Consider the following 17335-nt stretch of genomic DNA (forward strand, 5'->3'; position numbering starts at 1 on the left):
ACAGGAGGACGCACCTTATCGGGTCCGTCCTCCTATCTATTCCTCATAAATACGCCTTAACCCATAATAACGAGCACGTTGTTTTCTGGCGCCATTTTGGCCACCGGGATCAGGTTGCCTTGAATTTCTTCACCGTTAATAACGATATGGGTAACCCCTTTTTGTACACCCTTCTTGTTCTCCACCTGGATGTTCAGCTTCTTCCCACGGAATTCCCGGACCATGGAAAAGTCTGTCCAGTCGGAAGGAACACACGGGTTGAGGCGAAGGCCATCAAATTGCGGTTGAACCCCCATAATGCCTTCCACCAAGGAGACCATCACGGTTGAAGCGGTGCCGGTCAGCCAGTGGACATGCGCCCGGCCTTGATATGGGCTGTCCTTGGACTCGACAAACTGGCCATGTACATAAGGCTCGAGTTTACGGATTTCAGCCTTATCGTTCATGCTGGCCGGACTGCAATTCAGGAAGTATTCGAACGCGCGCCCACCGTTGCCGATCATGGTTTCCGCCAGAATGAGCCATCCCTGCGGCTGGCTGAAGATGCCGCCGTTTTCCTTAGTTGAGGCGTTGAAAAGAGCCATCAACGCTACTGGCAAACCGTATTCACGGAACGGAGGGTAGAATAACATAGTGCCGTAATCGGTCCGCAGATTCTCATACACTTTGTCCATGGCGAGCTTCGCCTGATCCGGGCGGGCTGCACCGCTTAATACGGCCCAGCTTTGCGGATTGAGCCAGATCTTGGCTTCATCATTCTCCCAGGAGCCGATGGTATAGTTGTCTTCGGTAAATCCGCGGACAAATTGATCGTTCTCCCAAGCGTGCCTTTGAATGTTATCGTCCAGCTCATCAAGCAGGCCCTGCGCCCATTGAATATCTTCAGGCTTGTTCTTATTTTGTGCGATTTCCATGAATACCTTGAATGCCATATACAGCTGGAATGCGACGAACAACGACTCACCCTTGGCTCCAAGCCGTAGGCAATCGTTCCAGTCGGCATGAAGCCCAACCGGCATGCCGTGTGCGCCCATACGATCCAGACTGAACTGAAGTGCCTGGCGCAAATGCTCGTACACTGTGCCCTCGCCTTTATCCGAATAAGGGATTATTTCATCTGTGAAATCCCAGTTGCCACTTTCATTCAAGTATTTAATGACGGTGGGGAACAGCCATAAAGCGTCATCAGCCCGATAATGGGGGTGACCGGTTTCCCGCACGTATTCTGGATCATCCGGTGTGCCCTCATGTCCAGGGTTGTGGTCAAATTTCACCAACGGAAGTCCACCGCCGTTGGAAACCTGGGCGGATATCATCAGTCTTAGACGTTCAAGGGCCATCTCATGATCCAGATGAATGATGCCTTGAATATCCTGCACGGTATCCCGATATCCGAGTCCATTACGAAGACCGGAGTATTGGAAGGAGGCTGCACGTGACCAGATGAAAGTGATAAAGCATTGATATGCATTCCAAGTGTTGATCATGTTGTTCAGGTTATCGCTTGGTGTCTGGACCTGGAAGCGGTTAAGCTTGCTGTGCCAGAATGCTTTTAACTCTTCGAGTTCTTTATTTACCACGGACAAGTCCTTATAATGGCTGAGAATCTCGGAAGCGCCTTTCTCATCATACTGTCCCAGTAGAAATACGATTTCTTTCTCTTCTCCCGGCTGTAAATCTACGTTAATCTGCAGGGCCCCGCAGGAGTTAGTATTGTAGTTTAATGAATTGGAGCATTGGCCGTTCTCAACAGAGGCCGGATTGCCATAACTGCGGTAATCGCCTAGGAACGTATCCCGGTCACCGTCATAAGCGGTAACTTCTGCACCTGCAGCCCCGAAGAATCTCCAGGTTTGTTCTTCGGGGGTGTTTTCATTGATGACTTGAAGGATCATATTATTTTTATAGTAGGTCCGTGAAATAAACAGAGTGTACTGAAGGTTGACGGTATCCTGCTCATAGTTGTTATTGTTGGTTAATTCAACAAATCCGAAGAGAGCCAGCTTGCGTGCTTTGGAGCCATCATTGCGCACCTTCATGCGCCACACCTCATAGGTTTTGTTCAGTGGTACATAATATAATGATTCTGTATGGATGTTATCGTAGTCCGAGACGATGCTCGTGTATCCGGTTCCATGATGGCATACCGACTTATATTGCTCCAGATCTTTACCCACTGGCTGCCAAGAGCCGGACCAATAATCCCCGTTCTCCAAATCTCTCACGTAAATATAGCGTCCGGGCTCGTCCTTAGAGTTGAAGTGGTAGCGGATATGCCGCCCATTTGCGCCAGACTTTACAAAGCTATAGCCGCCTGCGTTACCTGAGATGATCGCACCGTATTCCGGCGAGCCGAGGTAATTCGCCCAAGGGGCAGGCGTATTCGGCTTGGTAATGAGATATTCCTTGTTTTTTCCATCAAAATAACCATATTGCATGACCATTCCTCCTATTAAGTGGTTAATGGGCCGATCTATAAACGCGCGTTCACAAAGAGGTGAAATATCCATGTGTAATTTTATTATAAGATACTTTCAGTAAATCGATAACCCTATATTTTAGCGAAAAAACGAACAAAAATGCTAACTTTTTTAGTAGGGTGCAAAGCGAAAGACACCTAAAAAGGTGTCTTTATTTATTTTAGCGGCAATGTCTACTCCACTAAAACACCATTAACAAACGTCATAGTTTTATCTTTGAATTCAAGAATAAACTTGTTTGGAAAATCTAGATCGGTATGAATCTCCGTCCCCAACATAACTTTTTTGCCTACATCATCAAAGGGATTATGAAGTAAACCTCTAGGCGTATACCTAGTTTCAGAACCGATTACATTATTATTCTCATCGTGGATAAATTTGGTTTTTCCTGAGAACACGAGGTCCTTGCCATTTTCCAAAGTTAGATGAACTTCCAAACGATCCTTTGTCTTCTGATAATCTATAACTACATCTTTAGAGGATACAGGGAAACCGATAACAAAAAGTCCAATAAGGGCTGTAGCCAGTATGAGTACCGATAAGACGGAAAAAATGAGAGTTTTTATATTCTTTTTTTTCACTTTTTTAAAATAATTGAGTTTGTTAACTTCCTCTTTATCAATAATAGGCACACTTAGATTTGCTGTGGCGGTCATTTCATTATAGAATTGAAGGCAGCTTTCACAGGATTGCAGGTGTTTTTCGATTTCTTCGTTACTATGTACAGAGGTTAGCTTTTCAATATAGGAAGGTAATAAATCCTGAATGATCTCGCATTTCATGAAGATCTTCCTTTCATTAATTTTTGTTTTCCACGGTAAAAGGTAACTCTTGCCCAGGTCTCATCTCTGCCAAGAATTTCGCCAATTTCCCGAAAACTGAATTCTCCGGTCAAACGCAGATATAATACTTCTTTGGTGTTTGGATCAAGTAAATGAAGTTGTTTAAATAAATCCATTTTGTCCTGAGCAAAAATGAACTGGGATTCTGTTGAATTTGCGTTAGCCAAAGGAGCGTCTTCTAATTCCTCAGACTTCCGCTTGCGCTGCTTGTCCAGCTCCTGATACCACACATGTTTAGCAATTTGACAAAGCCAAACGTATACTTTGCAGGTCCCATCGTATTTATCTATCGATTTTATAGCTCTATAAAAAGTTTCTTGGGTGATTTCTTCTGCCAGCAAGTGATTATGACAAAAGCTAAATACGAATTTATATACTTGGGTTGAATATTCCCTGTATAATTGCTCGTTGTCCTGCATCCATTCACCTCCTCAAGTTATATATCCGTAAAAAGCTATAAACGTTACAAGTTTTTTTAAATAAATTTGATTTATAAAATAATCGCTTTCAACCCCGGTATGTGAGGGAATTAAGGAGGTTTAGCGTTAAGGCTGGTTTCACAGTTGGTTTACCCTTTATAATTACATGAGATCTTATTGTACAAGTTACAAGGGGGTTCATATATGATAACAAAGGTAAACCGGCAGTTAAATGAGGGTCCTAAAATTCAAAAAGAACAAGAGCTTGTTACCAAAATGATTCGTATATATTGTAAGAAAAAACATCATCATAAAGGCTTTTGTGAGGAATGTCAGGAATTAAACGAGTATGCGCTGAAGAGGTTAGCCTATTGTAAGTTTGGTGAAGAGAAACCAGCTTGTGCCAAATGTCCTGTTCATTGTTACAAACCGGATTATCGCCAAAGAATTAAAGGGGTTATGCGTTTTTCTGGTCCGTGGATGCTGCTCTATCACCCCATTGAGTCGATTAGGCATATTCCGCTACCTAATAAATTGAGAAAATAAGTAAAAACCGGACATCATTTGATGCCCGGTTTAATGTATTTTTAGGTATTATTCTCCCAGCTTTTCAGCCTTCACCAAAATCTCTCGCAAAACACGGGCAACCCGGCTTTTTCTTCTCTTTACTTTTACACTTATCCGTCTTAACGACTCTTGGTATAGGGCGGTATCATTGGGTTCATAGAGCTGTTTGGCGGCAATCCGTAACGTCCTTCTCATTAATATTGCTGATGAACGTGTTGACTTCGTTCGGTATCCTCTGCGCAAGACCCGTATAGTATGTTTGTATTTCTCCAGGTCTTCGTTTGGAGGAACAAGGGCGAACAGATTTAGGGAAGAGTCATTGAACCCGTAGCTTTTGAACATGATTTTTAGATTCTCAATATTTATGAGATTTCCTCTGAAGTGGGTTGGATGTTCTTGGTGAACGCCGACAACTTCTTTGATGCTGTGAAAAGGGATTTTTAATCGATGCAGTCGATACCCAAGATCCCAATCTTCGAGTCCATAGAGGATAAACTGTTCATTAAAACCTCCAGCCCGTGTTAATTGGCTGCGTCTTATGGACACACAACGTGTGACGAGTAACATCCAAGGGGCTACATCTGTGCTGGCAAATTGCTTTTTAGTATTTGGAGGAACTCTTGAGGCAAAGGTGACTTTTGATAACGTCTCCGTCTGCTGAAGGATATCATTGGGTGTGATTATTGGGATAATTTCAGTCGCTGATTCGAAGTCAGGATTCCATAAGTTAGAAGGCGAAAGTGTATTGCGGCAATGTTCTTTTTCTTCAGGAGAAAAGTCTGGGTAGTAGTGGGTATAAGCGTCATCCCATGAGTGTGGAATACCTGAAATTATCGACTTAGGATATTTACGGTGATACTGGTTTACGATCCTAATGAATTCAGGGAATACCAGAAAATCAGCATCGCAGAAGATGACGTATTTCCCTTTTGCCTGACTCAGCCCCAGATTTCTTACGGCAGAACGGCCGCGTTGTTCCTGCTGAGCGACATAAATAAGCGGATAAGAAGTTTGAAAGCTTTCGACCATTTCCTTAGTACCATCTGTAGAACCGTCATCTGTGACGATCACCTCGAACCGATCCTTCGGATAGGTCTGTGTCTCGAATGAAGTGAGTGTAAGTAGCAGCTGCTGAAGTCGGTTATAGGTTGGAATTATGATGCTGTAACGGATAGCCAGAATGATCACCCCCACCATTTAATAAAAGTCCTTGAATAGGATAAATAATAACAATATATTCAGGGACTTTAGCCTGGTCTAGTCAAACGCCTTTAAGGGTGGAAATAGGCAGGGGACAGGGTTTAGCACGAATCAAAGATTTTATCTTTTTGTGAACTTACCTAGCTCCGTCTCATCTCTATTGTAAAGAACCCGCTATATTAGCGGGTTCTTTACTGTCTGTGCACTTAATTGTAGTAGACAGAATGCTCGGTATATGTGAAGTGCTATTAGTGAGATATAAGAACCCCATATTGTTTAAAAAAGTTGGTGATTTCAGAGATGTCCATCCGTTCATCAGGCAGATCTTCTGGATAATAAATGCCTGGGACCAATGGTTCTTCCTTTGATATCCGCAATAGCTTTTCTGCTTGGACAGCAGCTCCCAAAGCGGTAAGATGAGTCTGACCAAGCGGGTCAGAAATCGCTATTGTCCGTTCAACCCAGTGCCCATTATGATCCAGGCCCTTTAGATGAATAAGGATATGATGTGCGCTGCCAGTACCAGGATTGTAGAGCAGTCTTCGTCTAAGCGAACGGAATCGGTCCCCGCTGATCATCTTCCATATTCCGCTGTTAACTAGTCCGACAAGGATGGAGGTGGAGGCTTTGCTGTCGAAGGAGATGCGGAAGCTGGCGGAGTCGATATGCTCAGCTGTTGGCAAGGTGACATGATCTGGGGTGTCAAGCCGATAGCATTTTGCTGTATATCCATCTGGAAATTGGACTTTGATAGGGTCAGTCATTGGAAATACAAGACGTTTTTCCCCCCGTTCTGTAATATGGAATGGAATGGTCATACGATCCATGTACGCCGCGGAGTCGGGTCCTGCTTTGTCACGTAGAGAGTACAACGCGTGAATATCAACGGCGACGTTTTGAAGTGTGGCCGAGTGCAGCATGGCGAACAGCGAAGCAGTTCCCGCCATCCATCCCGAAGAAAGCACGATAGGAGCATAGAGGTCTGCTTTTTCTAACTTTGTGATTGATTGTTGGAATATCTCTGTCCAGCGAGTAAGATCGATCAGTGGGATTTTTCTTCTAACTGCAGACATAAGTAGCCGATCCTGCAGATCGTTGACGGAATTGATGATTAGCGATACATTATCGCCTGCATAAAGCAGTGGATCATCCGCATTATTATCAACTACGACTGTTTGTACCCGTGTGGACTCAAAAGGTGCTGCTTTTTGCGGTGACCTTCCTCCCAATATAATCTCGAGATCGGGATGTCGATCGTGTAATATTTGAGCAATTTGTCTGCCGACGGCACCGTATCCTCCTACAATAAGTACCTTTTTCCTATGCATATCTGCAACCTCCGTTTAAATGTTTATATGTTTAAGTTATTTAACATATTGCTTAAAAAAATAGGAATGACAAGTGCTAGTCAGGTTAATGGCATTAATTAGCACTGGCATTCCTCTTCAACGAAATGGACAAGTTGTTTCATAAGCGCTATCGCTTCGTCAAACTCAAGTCTGTAGAACATTTCCGTGCCCTTCTTCTGAACCTTAAGCAGCCCTGCTTGCCGTAATATTTTCAGATGATGAGAGACTGTAGGCCGGGACATGGGGATATGCTCTGCAATTTGGCTCACATTCATACTCTCTTTGTCGATCAGCAATGCAATGATTTGCTGACGAATAGGATCTCCCAAGCCTTGGAAATAGGGGCTTAAATTCTCGAAAATATGAATCGCCTTCTGATTACTATTAGATTCGTTCATAACTCCCTCCGTTATAATGTTTAATTGTTTAAACGTATCATAATATATTTCAGGGAATAATTCAATGCGTTGATAATCTCCGTTATTTTGGAGGAATCCTAGTTTATTAAATATAATCAAGGGACATATGGATATTTGTATTAAAATTGTGAGGTCATATGGTAAGGCGGTTTTATGGATGAACTCAAGTAAAAAATAATCATGTCCTTAAACAAAAGACACCTCGATGGGTGTCTTTTGTTTAAGGAATTCCAGAAAGTAGCATACAAAGCTCGGCTTATTCGCGGGGATAAAAAAGGATCAATAAGAGGCTGCTCTTTTTTATGTTCTATTTTCCACTAGGTAATAATTTATTCAATAATATTGCTGCCAATGAAGCAGCTAGGATAGGTGAGCCTAATAAATACTGCACGAATGTAGGCAAAGAGTTCAAGTAGTCACCAGGAATGAGTACCAAAGCCAAGGTGATGATCATTGGTAAGGCAATAATGTACATTTCTTTTTCGCCGATGGTTACATTTTTCATTACTTGCACACCATTAATTGCGATGATGCCGCAGATGATGGCGAAGACGCCGCCGATTACAGCGGATGGAATGGAAGAGATCAAAGCGGCGAGTTTACCAGAACATCCAAAGAGGACAAACCATCCTCCTACAGCGAGAAAAACCCGGCGGCTGGCAACACCTGTAATGGAGATGATCCCTGCATTAGTTGAATAACCTGTAACAGGAGTCGAACCGAGCACAGACGCAATAAGACAGCCAATTCCTTCTCCAATTACGCCGCGGTTAATATTTTTGTCTGTCAAAGGTTTATTGATTACATTGCTGACCGCAAACCATGTGCCTGTTGTTTCAGCCAGCAGCACGATATAAATAATAACCATGGTGATAATAGCTGAAAAGTTGAAGGAAAAGCCGAAATCAACAAAAGCGATCCGCGGCATGCTAAACCACTTGGCACTACTTATCGCTGAGAAATCTAAAACGCCCATAATATTAGCGGAAATACATCCGACTACTAACGCCATCATTACGGAAAGAATTCGGAAGACAGATCCTTTATTACGGAACAAAGTACCGAGAACCACAAAAATAAGCAGTGTAGCACCTGAAATAAGGGCTAATAATACATTTTGATTAATTGAAGCCCCGGAGGCTCCGTAGATATTATCTCTGATCGCAACAGGCAATAAAGATAGACCTACAATGAAAATGATTGTGCCACCTACGATAGGCGGGATAAAGTTTTTAACGATTTTATTAAAAATCCCCGCATAACCCAAAATAATAACCAGGATGGCCCCGATTAAGCTGGCACCTAACACGGAGCTCCAACCGAGCTCCCCGCCACCACTAGCTGCATAAATACTGACGATCGCACCCAGTGGAACATAAGAAGGACCTTGAGCGATAGGCAGCTTCATACAGAAATAGGTTTGCACAATCGTTGCAAGTCCTGCGGCAATAAAGGTGGATTGGATTAACGCGCTGGACTGATTGGGCTGTAAGCCGATTAACATCGCAATCAGGAATGGCACTACATAGACATCCATAGCCAATACATGTTGAAAGCCGAGAATGACGGATTTACTAAATGAAACTTTTTCATCGGGTAGGACAGTTAGTAGCTGTGATTCCAAATGTGCTTGCTCTTGTACGTTTGCTTGTGTTTTCACTCCGATGCCCACCTTAAGTTTTCTAGTTTAATTAATCTTTAACGCGAATGAACTTTTTCACCCTGTACCCAGACTTCACGGATATTTTCAGGTCTAGCCAGATACATTATCTTTTGAAAAATATCTTGCAAATCTTCATTCTCATCAAAGACGGGCAATTTCGCCGAGGGTACTTTCGTATCGATTATTTGAACATCCCATGCATAACCTTCTAGTAACCGGCCGATAGGTAAGCTTAAGCTTTCTCCGCCGCCAGCGGTAGCAAGATAAAAGGATTCATGGATCGTAATTCGTGATCCCGGTACTCCGCGGTTTTGTGCAGAAAGTGAGGGATTCACACCATCCTCCAGCATTCTTGAAGACATTACGGCTTGTCTAATGTTGTCGAAGAGACTAGGTGAAAAACCTCCGGAAATATCAGAGCCTAAACCAATCTCAACGCCTTTGGCATGGAAGTCAGCGATCGGAATGACACTATTGGCAAAATACGCATTGGATATCGGACAATGCGCAATAGCTGTTCCTGTCTCTGCAAACAAATTCACATCATTTTCATCTAAAAAATTACAATGAGCCATGACAGATTTATCACTGAGCAGACCAAAATCATGCAAGGCAAAAGCATCGTTCTTCTGGAACCGTTCTTGCACATAACCATGTGCCCAATCACTTTCACTACAGTGCGATTGCACATACGTATCATATTTAGCGGCAAGTTCTCCCAAGCCTTGTAAAGCCTCATTAGTGCAGCTTGGAATGAACCTTGGTGTCACTACTGGATAAACGCCTTGTTTAGTAGATTTAGCGAGTTCTTGTACAGCTAGTATAAATTCTTCCGTATCCACTAGTGCGGTGTGGGTGTCGGAGTCGCGGTAATTCTCAGGATTTCCCTGCGGATCGTCCATAACCACTTTTCCAACGAGTCCACGTTGTCCTTTTTCCGCACATATTTTAGCCAATAATAGACTGGCCTCTTTATGCACCGTTGCAAAATAAAGTGCTGTAGTGGTTCCGTTTGCGAGCAAAGTACCAACCACGTCATCGTAGACTTTTTTTGCAAAAGCCAGGTCCGAGAATTTAGACTCCAGTGGGAAGGTATAAGTATTTAGCCAATCATAGAGCGGGATATCTAATGCAGTTCCAGATTGAGCCCATTGTGGCGCGTGGACATGCAGATCGATAAAGCCGGGCAAAAAATACTGGCCCTCGGCTAATACATGAAAATTGTCCTGACCTTGATAAGCATCAAGCAAGGGTTGATAGTCGGCGTGCTCCGGTGCAACGATCATTTCTATCATCCCATCCGAATTGATACAGAAGAGATGATCCTTTAAAATTTGAATTTCTTTTGGGGATAGGCTAGAAAATGAAGTGCCTAGGAATATTCGCATATAATTTCTCATGATTTCCGCCTTAATGTTCGTCTTTTGGTGTGCATTCGTTATTATAATTCGTAAAAAAGGATAAGTCCAGACCAAAAGTCGAATAAAGGCGTAAATGACGGATAGGAGGAGCTGAGGAATTGAAAGCGAATATGACACATAGACGTCACGTTCGCTAGGCTAGAATACAGAAAAAGATAGAGGAAAGTAAAAAATGCTGATCGGCTTCGATTTCTTTACGGTTATAGGAAATGAATGCGGTTACTATCTTGTGATATAATAGATGAAATCGATCAATAGTTTGAGAAAATTGGATTAGGAGTGTTGCCTGGATGAGAAGATACAACATTTGGCGCCCGTTGATGTTAATTATTGTTGCTGTACTTACAAAAAGCTTGGTCACTAACCTATGTATTTTGTTTGGTATGCAGGCTGAATCAGCAAGTAGTATGGGGACGCTGGGCATGGTCATTGCCGGTTTAGTGATGTACAATCGCATGACAAATCGCCGACGTAAATAAGCTGGCCGGATAGATTATAAACGTCTGGTTATTATGTTATAGTAAAGATTGAAATAAAACTTGTATCGACCTGAAAAGGAGTACTTCATGACACAGTTTGTCTACAAACAAATTATTGATGACTTAAAAATGAAAATTTTTGCTGGGCAGTTTCCCGATATGAAATTACCGGATGAACGAACGCTTAGTGAAACTTATCAAGTGAGTCGTAGTTCTATTAAAAGTGCTCTGACTAAAATGGCAAATGCCGGCATTATTTTTAAAAAGCGTGGCTCAGGGACATTTATAAATCCTTTATACATAAAAAATGAATCTATTTTTAACTACGAAGGCTCTAATTTAGGTGTCACCGACAATTTTCAAATGAATGGGAAGAAGCCAAAGATTAAAGTTTTGAAATTTGAGGTCATTCCACCAACGGAAGAACTACAGCGGGATCTGTTTTTAGGCCCTCATGATTTTGTTTACAAAATCATTCGCTTACGTCTTTTTGATGATGAACCCTTTATGATTGAAACGGGTTATATCCCAATCAAAATCGTGCAGAATTTAAATCAGACCATTATTGAAGGATCTATCTTTAATTATTTGGAGGATTCACGAAATCTGGCGGTAACCAAATCCTTTTTATCGATATCCGCAGAACCCTCTGAGGCTACGGATCAAGAGCTGCTGCATTTGCAGGCAAATGAGCCAGTAAGCATTATGGAAGGGATTTTCTTTTTAGATAATGGCACGCCATTTGAATTCTCCCATATGCGCTTCCACTATAAATACTTAAAATTTAATACCTTTGTGTCCGTTCATTAAAAGTAAGACTGGGGAATTTTTCTCGGTCTTATTTTTTTTATTTTGCGCAAAATAGAAGAAGGACAAGTAGCAAATACCCCCGCAAACTTCAGTCCATATTTTTACATATATATTAATATTGACGTATTTTTACAGACAATTGACACTGTTTTTCATACTATGTTCATATTTTCACAAAATTGGACCGTATCATTTGTTGAAAAGGTTGAATTAATTTTTCGCGGCGGTATGATGTACTTGTGGAAGAAATTACGGCAATGTAGACACAGAAAAAATTTTGGGGAGTGGAAGAAATGGTATTATCCATGGATGTTGATTACTCATCAAAAACTTATTTAGAGAAGCTTGATGCATACTGGCGCGCAACTAACTACATCTCTGTAGGTCAACTGTATTTGAAAGATAATCCGTTGTTAAGAGAACCGCTGAAAGAAGCAGACGTAAAGATTAAGCCCATTGGACACTGGGGAACTATTCCAGGCCAGAACTTTATTTATGCCCATTTGAATCGGGTCATTACTAAATATGATTTGAATATGTTCTACATCGAGGGCCCTGGTCATGGCGGTCAGGTTATGGTTTCGAACTCCTATCTCGATGGTAGCTATACTGAAATTTATCCGGAAATCACACAAGATATCCCAGGCCTGAAGAAATTGTTCAAACAATTCTCTTTCCCAGGTGGAGTTGCTTCCCATGCTGCCCCTGAAACACCTGGATCGATCCACGAAGGTGGCGAATTAGGTTATTCTCTATCCCATGGTGTAGGTGCAATTCTGGATAATCCAGATTTGATCTCCGCTGTTGTTATTGGTGATGGAGAGGCTGAAACTGGCCCATTAGCGGCTTCATGGTTCTCCAACCGGTTCATCAATCCAGTTACTGATGGTGCAGTTCTGCCGATCTTGCACTTAAATGGTTTCAAAATCAGTAACCCAACGATTCTGTCTCGTCAATCCAAAGAAGAAATTACTGCATACTTTAAAGGTATGGGTTGGGAACCGTTCTTCGTTGAAGGCGAAAATCCTGATCTAATGCATCCGGAAATGGCTAAGGTGCTTGATACCATCGTTGAAAGAATTGAAGCGATTCAAAAGAATGCACGTGACAACAATGACCTGACGCGTCCGGTTTGGCCAATGTTGGTCTTCCGTTCTCCTAAGGGCTGGACGGGTCCAAAGCAATGGGATGGTGTTCCGAATGAGAACTCTTTCCGTGCCCATCAGGTGCCGATTCCAGTGGATCAAAAAAATATGAAGCATGCTCCGGCGTTATTGGAGTGGATGAACAGCTATAGACCAGAAGAATTATTTGATGACAATGGTCGTCTGAACGCTGAACTTGCTGAGATTCTGCCAACTGGCGACAGACGTATGGGAATGAACCCAGTTACTAATGCTGGCAACCAAATTAAAGATCTAAACTTACCGAATTTCCGTAAGTTCGCACTTGATAATTCCAAACCAGGTGAAGTAATAGCACAAGATATGGCCGTTCTGGGTAAATACATGAAAGATGTTATCTCTCTGAACGAAGAGAACCGCAATTTCAGAATTTTCGGACCGGATGAAACAATGTCCAATCGTCTGGGACCTGTCTTTGAAGTGACGAAACGTCAATGGTTGGATCAAGTGATTGAGCCGAATGACGAATTCCTAGCTTCTTATGGCCGTGTTATCGATTCCCAATTGTCTGAACATCAGGCAGAAGGTTTGCTTGAAGGTTACGTATTGACAGGTCGCCATGGTTTCTTTGCAAGCTATGAAGCTTTCTTGCGTGTCGTGGATTCGATGATTACTCAGCATTTCAAATGGCTGCGTAAAGCAACAGATCAAAGCTGGCGTGCTGATATTCCATCATTGAATGTGGTAGCAACTTCAACTGTATTCCAACAAGACCACAATGGTTACACTCACCAAGATCCAGGTTTGCTAGGTCACTTGGCTGATAAAAAACCAGAATTTATCCGTGAGTATTTGCCGGCTGATGCCAACTCCTTGCTGGCTGTTTTTGACACCGTCTTAAATGACCGTCAAAAAATTAACTTGATTGTTTCTTCCAAACATCCTCGTCCACAATGGTTCAGTGCGGATGAAGCACAAGAGCTGGTGGATAAAGGACTGAAGATTATTGACTGGGCAAGCACCGATCAAGGTGGAGAGCCTGATGTTGTCTTTGCTTCTGCAGGTACAGAACCAACTATCGAAAGCTTGGCTGCCATCTCTATCCTGCATGAAAAACTGCCGAACCTTAAAATTAGATATATCAACGTGGTAGACTTGTTGAAACTGAGAAGTCAAAAATTAGATCCGCGTGGCTTATCTGACGAAGAGTTTGATCAATTTTTCACAAAAGATAAACCAGTTATCTTCGCTTTCCATGGATATGAAGGTCTGATTAAAGACTTGTTCTTTGATCGCCATAACCATAACCTGCACGTACACGGATACCGCGAGAATGGCGATATCACAACACCATTCGATATGCGCGTATTGAATCAAATGGACCGCTTTGACTTGGCGAAGGAAGCTGTTCTGAGCTTGCCTAATGCTAACGACTATAAAGCGATCGCAGATGAAATGGATGCTATCGTTAAGAAACATCACCAATTCATTCGTGAAGAGGGTATTGATTTGCCAGAAGTAGAGAACTGGGTATGGAAAGCTTTGAAATAAGCGTATAGCCAGTACCATAGGAAGTAATACAAAAAGACACCTTTAGAGGTGTCTTTTTATTTGTTTAAATAACCATACAAAACAATTATAATCATTTTTTCATCTTTACCACTGTAAATATATGTGAGTAAATAGGTGGGTAAAGAAAGGGGAGAAATGTATGACATCTATTGATAAACTTCCCAAGTCTATAGAAATACAGCTTACAGAACAACCTTTATTTCACTCTGTATCCGATTTAATGAAAGATGGGCAATTCGGTGAGCAGTGGCTTGTATTGACTGAGAAGGAGATTTCCGTTTGGGGAACGGACGGGAAACTGGTCTCAAAGCTTCTAGTCTCGAATATTACTGATGCCCGGGTAGTAGGCGGGGTAGGCGGCGGATCGTTGCTTGTGGATACCCAAGAGGGGCCTATTATACTTATACGTTATACAGCATCACTTACCTCTATATTTGGTTTTGCTTCTAAATTAATTGGCGCTGTAGCTAAAGGCGAGGAACGGCCAACCGCTTCTGAAAAAGAGTTTCCAAGGAATTGTCCAAAATGCCGCAATCCACTGCCGGAAGATTCGCAAGCTTGTCCGGTGTGCAAGAGTAACGGCAAGGTTCTATTTCGGATGCTGAGCTATGCCAAGCCTTATAAGATCCAAATGATCGCTGCGGCGATTATGTTGATTTTTACTACATTGGTAGAGCTTGTTCCACCTTTTTTGACGAAGATGATCGTTGATAATGTGTTGACAGAAAAGGATATGGGCTCAACGCTTCTATGGATTGTGATCGGGCTAGCAGCCACATCCCTAGTAATTACTTTAATGCAGACTGTACGTGGACTTATAGGGGTATGGATTGGTTCCAAAATCATGGGTGATCTTCGTCATGATGTGTATCATTCCTTGATGAAATTATCTTTATCTTTTTTCGACCGAAGACAATCTTCGCAATTTATTGGACGGGTGAATAATGATTCAGAGGCGATGCGGCAATTTATGACTGACGGTGTAATCTGGGTCTCGGGTGAATTGCTGCGGGTAATCGCTATTTTCACTATTATGTTCAGTATGGATTGGAAGCTAACGCTGCTTGCTATGCTGCCTATGCCGCTTATGGTGGTGCTGTCGACAGTGTTATGGCCGATGATTGGCAGACGTTGGTACCAGCAGTGGAGATCTATTTTTAGATTAAACGCTTTGGTTGGCGATTCTTTGCAGGGGATTCGTGTAGTCAAAGCATTCGGTCAGGAAACAACAGAGATGTCACGTTATACAGTCGCCAATAAGGAGCTGGTTCGGCATAATATTCGGATCGAAGGCTTATGGCAGGGGATGTTTCCTGCTTTTGCGTTGGTTGCTGGTGTAGGTACGTTATTAATTTGGTTTTATGGCGGGAAAACGGTGCTACAGGGACAATTATCCATCGGTACGCTAATCGCTTTGGTGACCTACCTTGGGATGCTTCTCGGACCTTTGCAGTGGGTGAGCCAAATGATCAACTGGGCCAGCCATGCGATTTCAGCAGCAGATCGGGTCTTTGAAATTATGGATACACCGTCAGATGTGCCTGATACTGTGAATCCAGCAGCCATCGGCCGCGTAAACGGTGAGGTTGAGTTTAAGCGGGTTACTTATGGATACGAAAAACATCATCCTGTGCTCAAGAATGTGAATTTAAAAGTGGGTGCGGGCGAGATGATTGGTCTGGTCGGACATTCAGGTGCCGGTAAGTCGACATTCATTAATATGATCTGTCGCTTCTATGACACAGATGAGGGAACCATTACCATCGATGGTGTGGACATCCGAAATATCAGCCAGTCAGATCTGCGTAGTCAGATCGGTGTAGTGCTGCAGGAGACGTTTCTATTCGACGGAACGATTGCTGAGAATATTGCCTATTCTAAACCGGACGCTACGGAATTAGAAATCATGCGCGCTGCAAAAATTGCCAACGCCCATGATTTTATCGTTCAATTGCCGGATGGCTATGATACAAGAGTTGGGGAACGTGGGCATAAATTGTCCGGTGGAGAGAAGCAGCGAGTGTCTATTGCCCGAGCAATAATTCACGATCCGCGAATTCTAATCCTAGATGAAGCAACAGCTTCTGTAGATACAGTGACCGAGCGGCAAATTCAAGAAGCGATCTCGCGACTGGTAAAAGGCAGAACGACATTCGCGATTGCCCATCGATTATCCACGCTAAGAAATGCGAACCGTCTTGTAGTGCTTGAACGCGGGAAGATCATTGAAGTGGGTACACATGAGGAATTGCTTGCTGCAGAAGGTGCTTACTTCAAGCTAGTTGAGGCACAGAAGGAAATGTCGCAGATTAAGGGGGTTGAGATGCATGAGTGATCCGAATCTTGTTAACGGGGAATTGAATCCTAAAGATCCCTATGAGATTAACATTCTTGAACCGGGTGCAATCTCTTTTAGCCGCAGTCAAGGTGGCGTGTTTCAAGGAGTAGTGGAGGGTCAAGTCTATGAGGAATTAATTCTTTTTCGTATATTTCCATTCCAATATACCACGGAGTATATTTCAGTTCGTAACTCCAAGAGTGAGGAGATCGGGGTCATTCGTGACATTGATCAGCTCGATGAAGAAAGTCGGGTGGAAGTGGACACAGAGCTCCGGCTGCGGTATTTTCTTCCGGTTGTAACCCGCATTGATTCTATTAAGCAAAAAGCGGATATGTGGATTTGGGAGCTGCAAACGAATCTGGGCCAGACCCGGATCGTTATGCGGAACCTGCACGAGCATATGCAGTATCCAAGTCATAAACGAATCATTCTTACGGATATCAATGGAAAAAGATGCGAAATCCGTGATTATCTAGCCCTGGATGTTCAGAGCCGAAACAAGCTGAAGGATGTTTTATAGTCTAGTTATGAAAAAGCTCCGCAGCCATTTGTTGATGGTCTGCGGGGCCTCTTTTTTTATCCGTAGTTTCTGCTAAGGAAAAATTTGATGGCGTTCTCTCTTCGGTATGGTAATATATTACAACCGGAT

General features: G+C 42.8%; 14 protein-coding genes. 6 read left to right on the forward strand and 8 right to left on the reverse strand.

Annotation, left to right across the window (positions count from 1 at the left end):
- Positions 1 to 56 precede the first annotated feature (56 nt).
- From NYE58_RS01120 to NYE58_RS01130, 3 genes are all read right to left on the reverse strand, one after another.
- Entirely contained in the window at positions 57 to 2438 is a 2382-nt protein-coding gene (locus NYE58_RS01120; RefSeq protein WP_076275901.1) for a GH36-type glycosyl hydrolase domain-containing protein, read from the reverse strand.
- 215 nt (positions 2439 to 2653) lie between these two features.
- Entirely contained in the window at positions 2654 to 3262 is a 609-nt protein-coding gene (locus tag NYE58_RS01125; protein ID WP_341000917.1) for a zf-HC2 domain-containing protein, read from the reverse strand.
- Complete coding sequence (locus NYE58_RS01130) at positions 3259 to 3741, reverse strand: RNA polymerase sigma factor (RefSeq protein WP_036687188.1); 483 nt, start codon at positions 3739 to 3741, stop codon at positions 3259 to 3261. Before NYE58_RS01130 ends, NYE58_RS01125 begins: the two co-directional genes overlap by 4 nt.
- 204 nt (positions 3742 to 3945) lie before the next feature.
- Here NYE58_RS01130 and NYE58_RS01135 point away from each other — a divergent pair, with 204 nt between their 5' ends.
- Positions 3946 to 4287, forward strand: a complete 342-nt coding sequence (locus NYE58_RS01135; protein WP_076275903.1) for a nitrous oxide-stimulated promoter family protein — start codon at positions 3946 to 3948, stop codon at positions 4285 to 4287.
- A gap of 48 nt (positions 4288 to 4335) precedes the next feature.
- Here NYE58_RS01135 and NYE58_RS01140 read toward each other — a convergent pair whose 3' ends face one another.
- The 5 genes from NYE58_RS01140 to guaD form a co-directional block, all read right to left on the reverse strand.
- Positions 4336 to 5487 carry a glycosyltransferase family 2 protein gene (locus tag NYE58_RS01140; RefSeq protein WP_076218295.1) on the reverse strand — a complete coding sequence of 384 codons (1152 nt, stop codon included), beginning with the start codon at positions 5485 to 5487 and terminating at the stop codon, positions 4336 to 4338.
- Positions 5488 to 5756: 269 nt separating this feature from the next.
- Positions 5757 to 6836, reverse strand: coding sequence for a saccharopine dehydrogenase (locus tag NYE58_RS01145; protein ID WP_076218283.1), 1080 nt, complete (start codon positions 6834 to 6836; stop codon positions 5757 to 5759).
- A gap of 98 nt (positions 6837 to 6934) precedes the next feature.
- On the reverse strand, positions 6935 to 7255 hold the full coding sequence (locus tag NYE58_RS01150; RefSeq protein ID WP_076126921.1) for an ArsR/SmtB family transcription factor: 321 nt from the start codon (positions 7253 to 7255) through the stop codon (positions 6935 to 6937).
- A gap of 328 nt (positions 7256 to 7583) precedes the next feature.
- Positions 7584 to 8936 (reverse strand): uracil-xanthine permease family protein, encoded by a 1353-nt coding sequence (locus NYE58_RS01155; protein WP_076192601.1) that lies wholly within the window; start codon positions 8934 to 8936, stop codon positions 7584 to 7586.
- A 38-nt stretch (positions 8937 to 8974) separates the two neighbouring features.
- Complete coding sequence (gene guaD / locus NYE58_RS01160; protein ID WP_341000918.1) at positions 8975 to 10339, reverse strand: guanine deaminase; 1365 nt, start codon at positions 10337 to 10339, stop codon at positions 8975 to 8977.
- Positions 10340 to 10650: 311 nt separating this feature from the next.
- Here guaD and NYE58_RS01165 point away from each other — a divergent pair, with 311 nt between their 5' ends.
- The 5 genes from NYE58_RS01165 to NYE58_RS01185 all read left to right on the forward strand — a co-directional run bounded on the left by NYE58_RS01165 (position 10651) and on the right by NYE58_RS01185 (position 17206).
- Positions 10651 to 10839, forward strand: a complete 189-nt coding sequence (locus NYE58_RS01165; RefSeq protein WP_036687195.1) for a hypothetical protein — start codon at positions 10651 to 10653, stop codon at positions 10837 to 10839.
- Between the two features lie 87 nt (positions 10840 to 10926).
- Entirely contained in the window at positions 10927 to 11649 is a 723-nt protein-coding gene (locus NYE58_RS01170) for a GntR family transcriptional regulator (protein ID WP_076126926.1), read from the forward strand.
- 293 nt (positions 11650 to 11942) lie between these two features.
- Complete coding sequence (locus NYE58_RS01175) at positions 11943 to 14324, forward strand: phosphoketolase family protein (protein WP_175618986.1); 2382 nt, start codon at positions 11943 to 11945, stop codon at positions 14322 to 14324.
- Positions 14325 to 14484: 160 nt separating this feature from the next.
- Complete coding sequence (locus NYE58_RS01180; RefSeq protein ID WP_076282639.1) at positions 14485 to 16680, forward strand: ABC transporter ATP-binding protein; 2196 nt, start codon at positions 14485 to 14487, stop codon at positions 16678 to 16680.
- Entirely contained in the window at positions 16673 to 17206 is a 534-nt protein-coding gene (locus NYE58_RS01185; protein WP_076275906.1) for a DUF1854 domain-containing protein, read from the forward strand. Before NYE58_RS01180 ends, NYE58_RS01185 begins: the two co-directional genes overlap by 8 nt.
- Positions 17207 to 17335 lie beyond the last annotated feature (129 nt).

It is taken from the genome of Paenibacillus sp. FSL L8-0708 (genome assembly GCF_038009325.1).
Classification (GTDB): Bacteria; Bacillota; Bacilli; order Paenibacillales; family Paenibacillaceae; genus Paenibacillus_AQ; species Paenibacillus_AQ odorifer.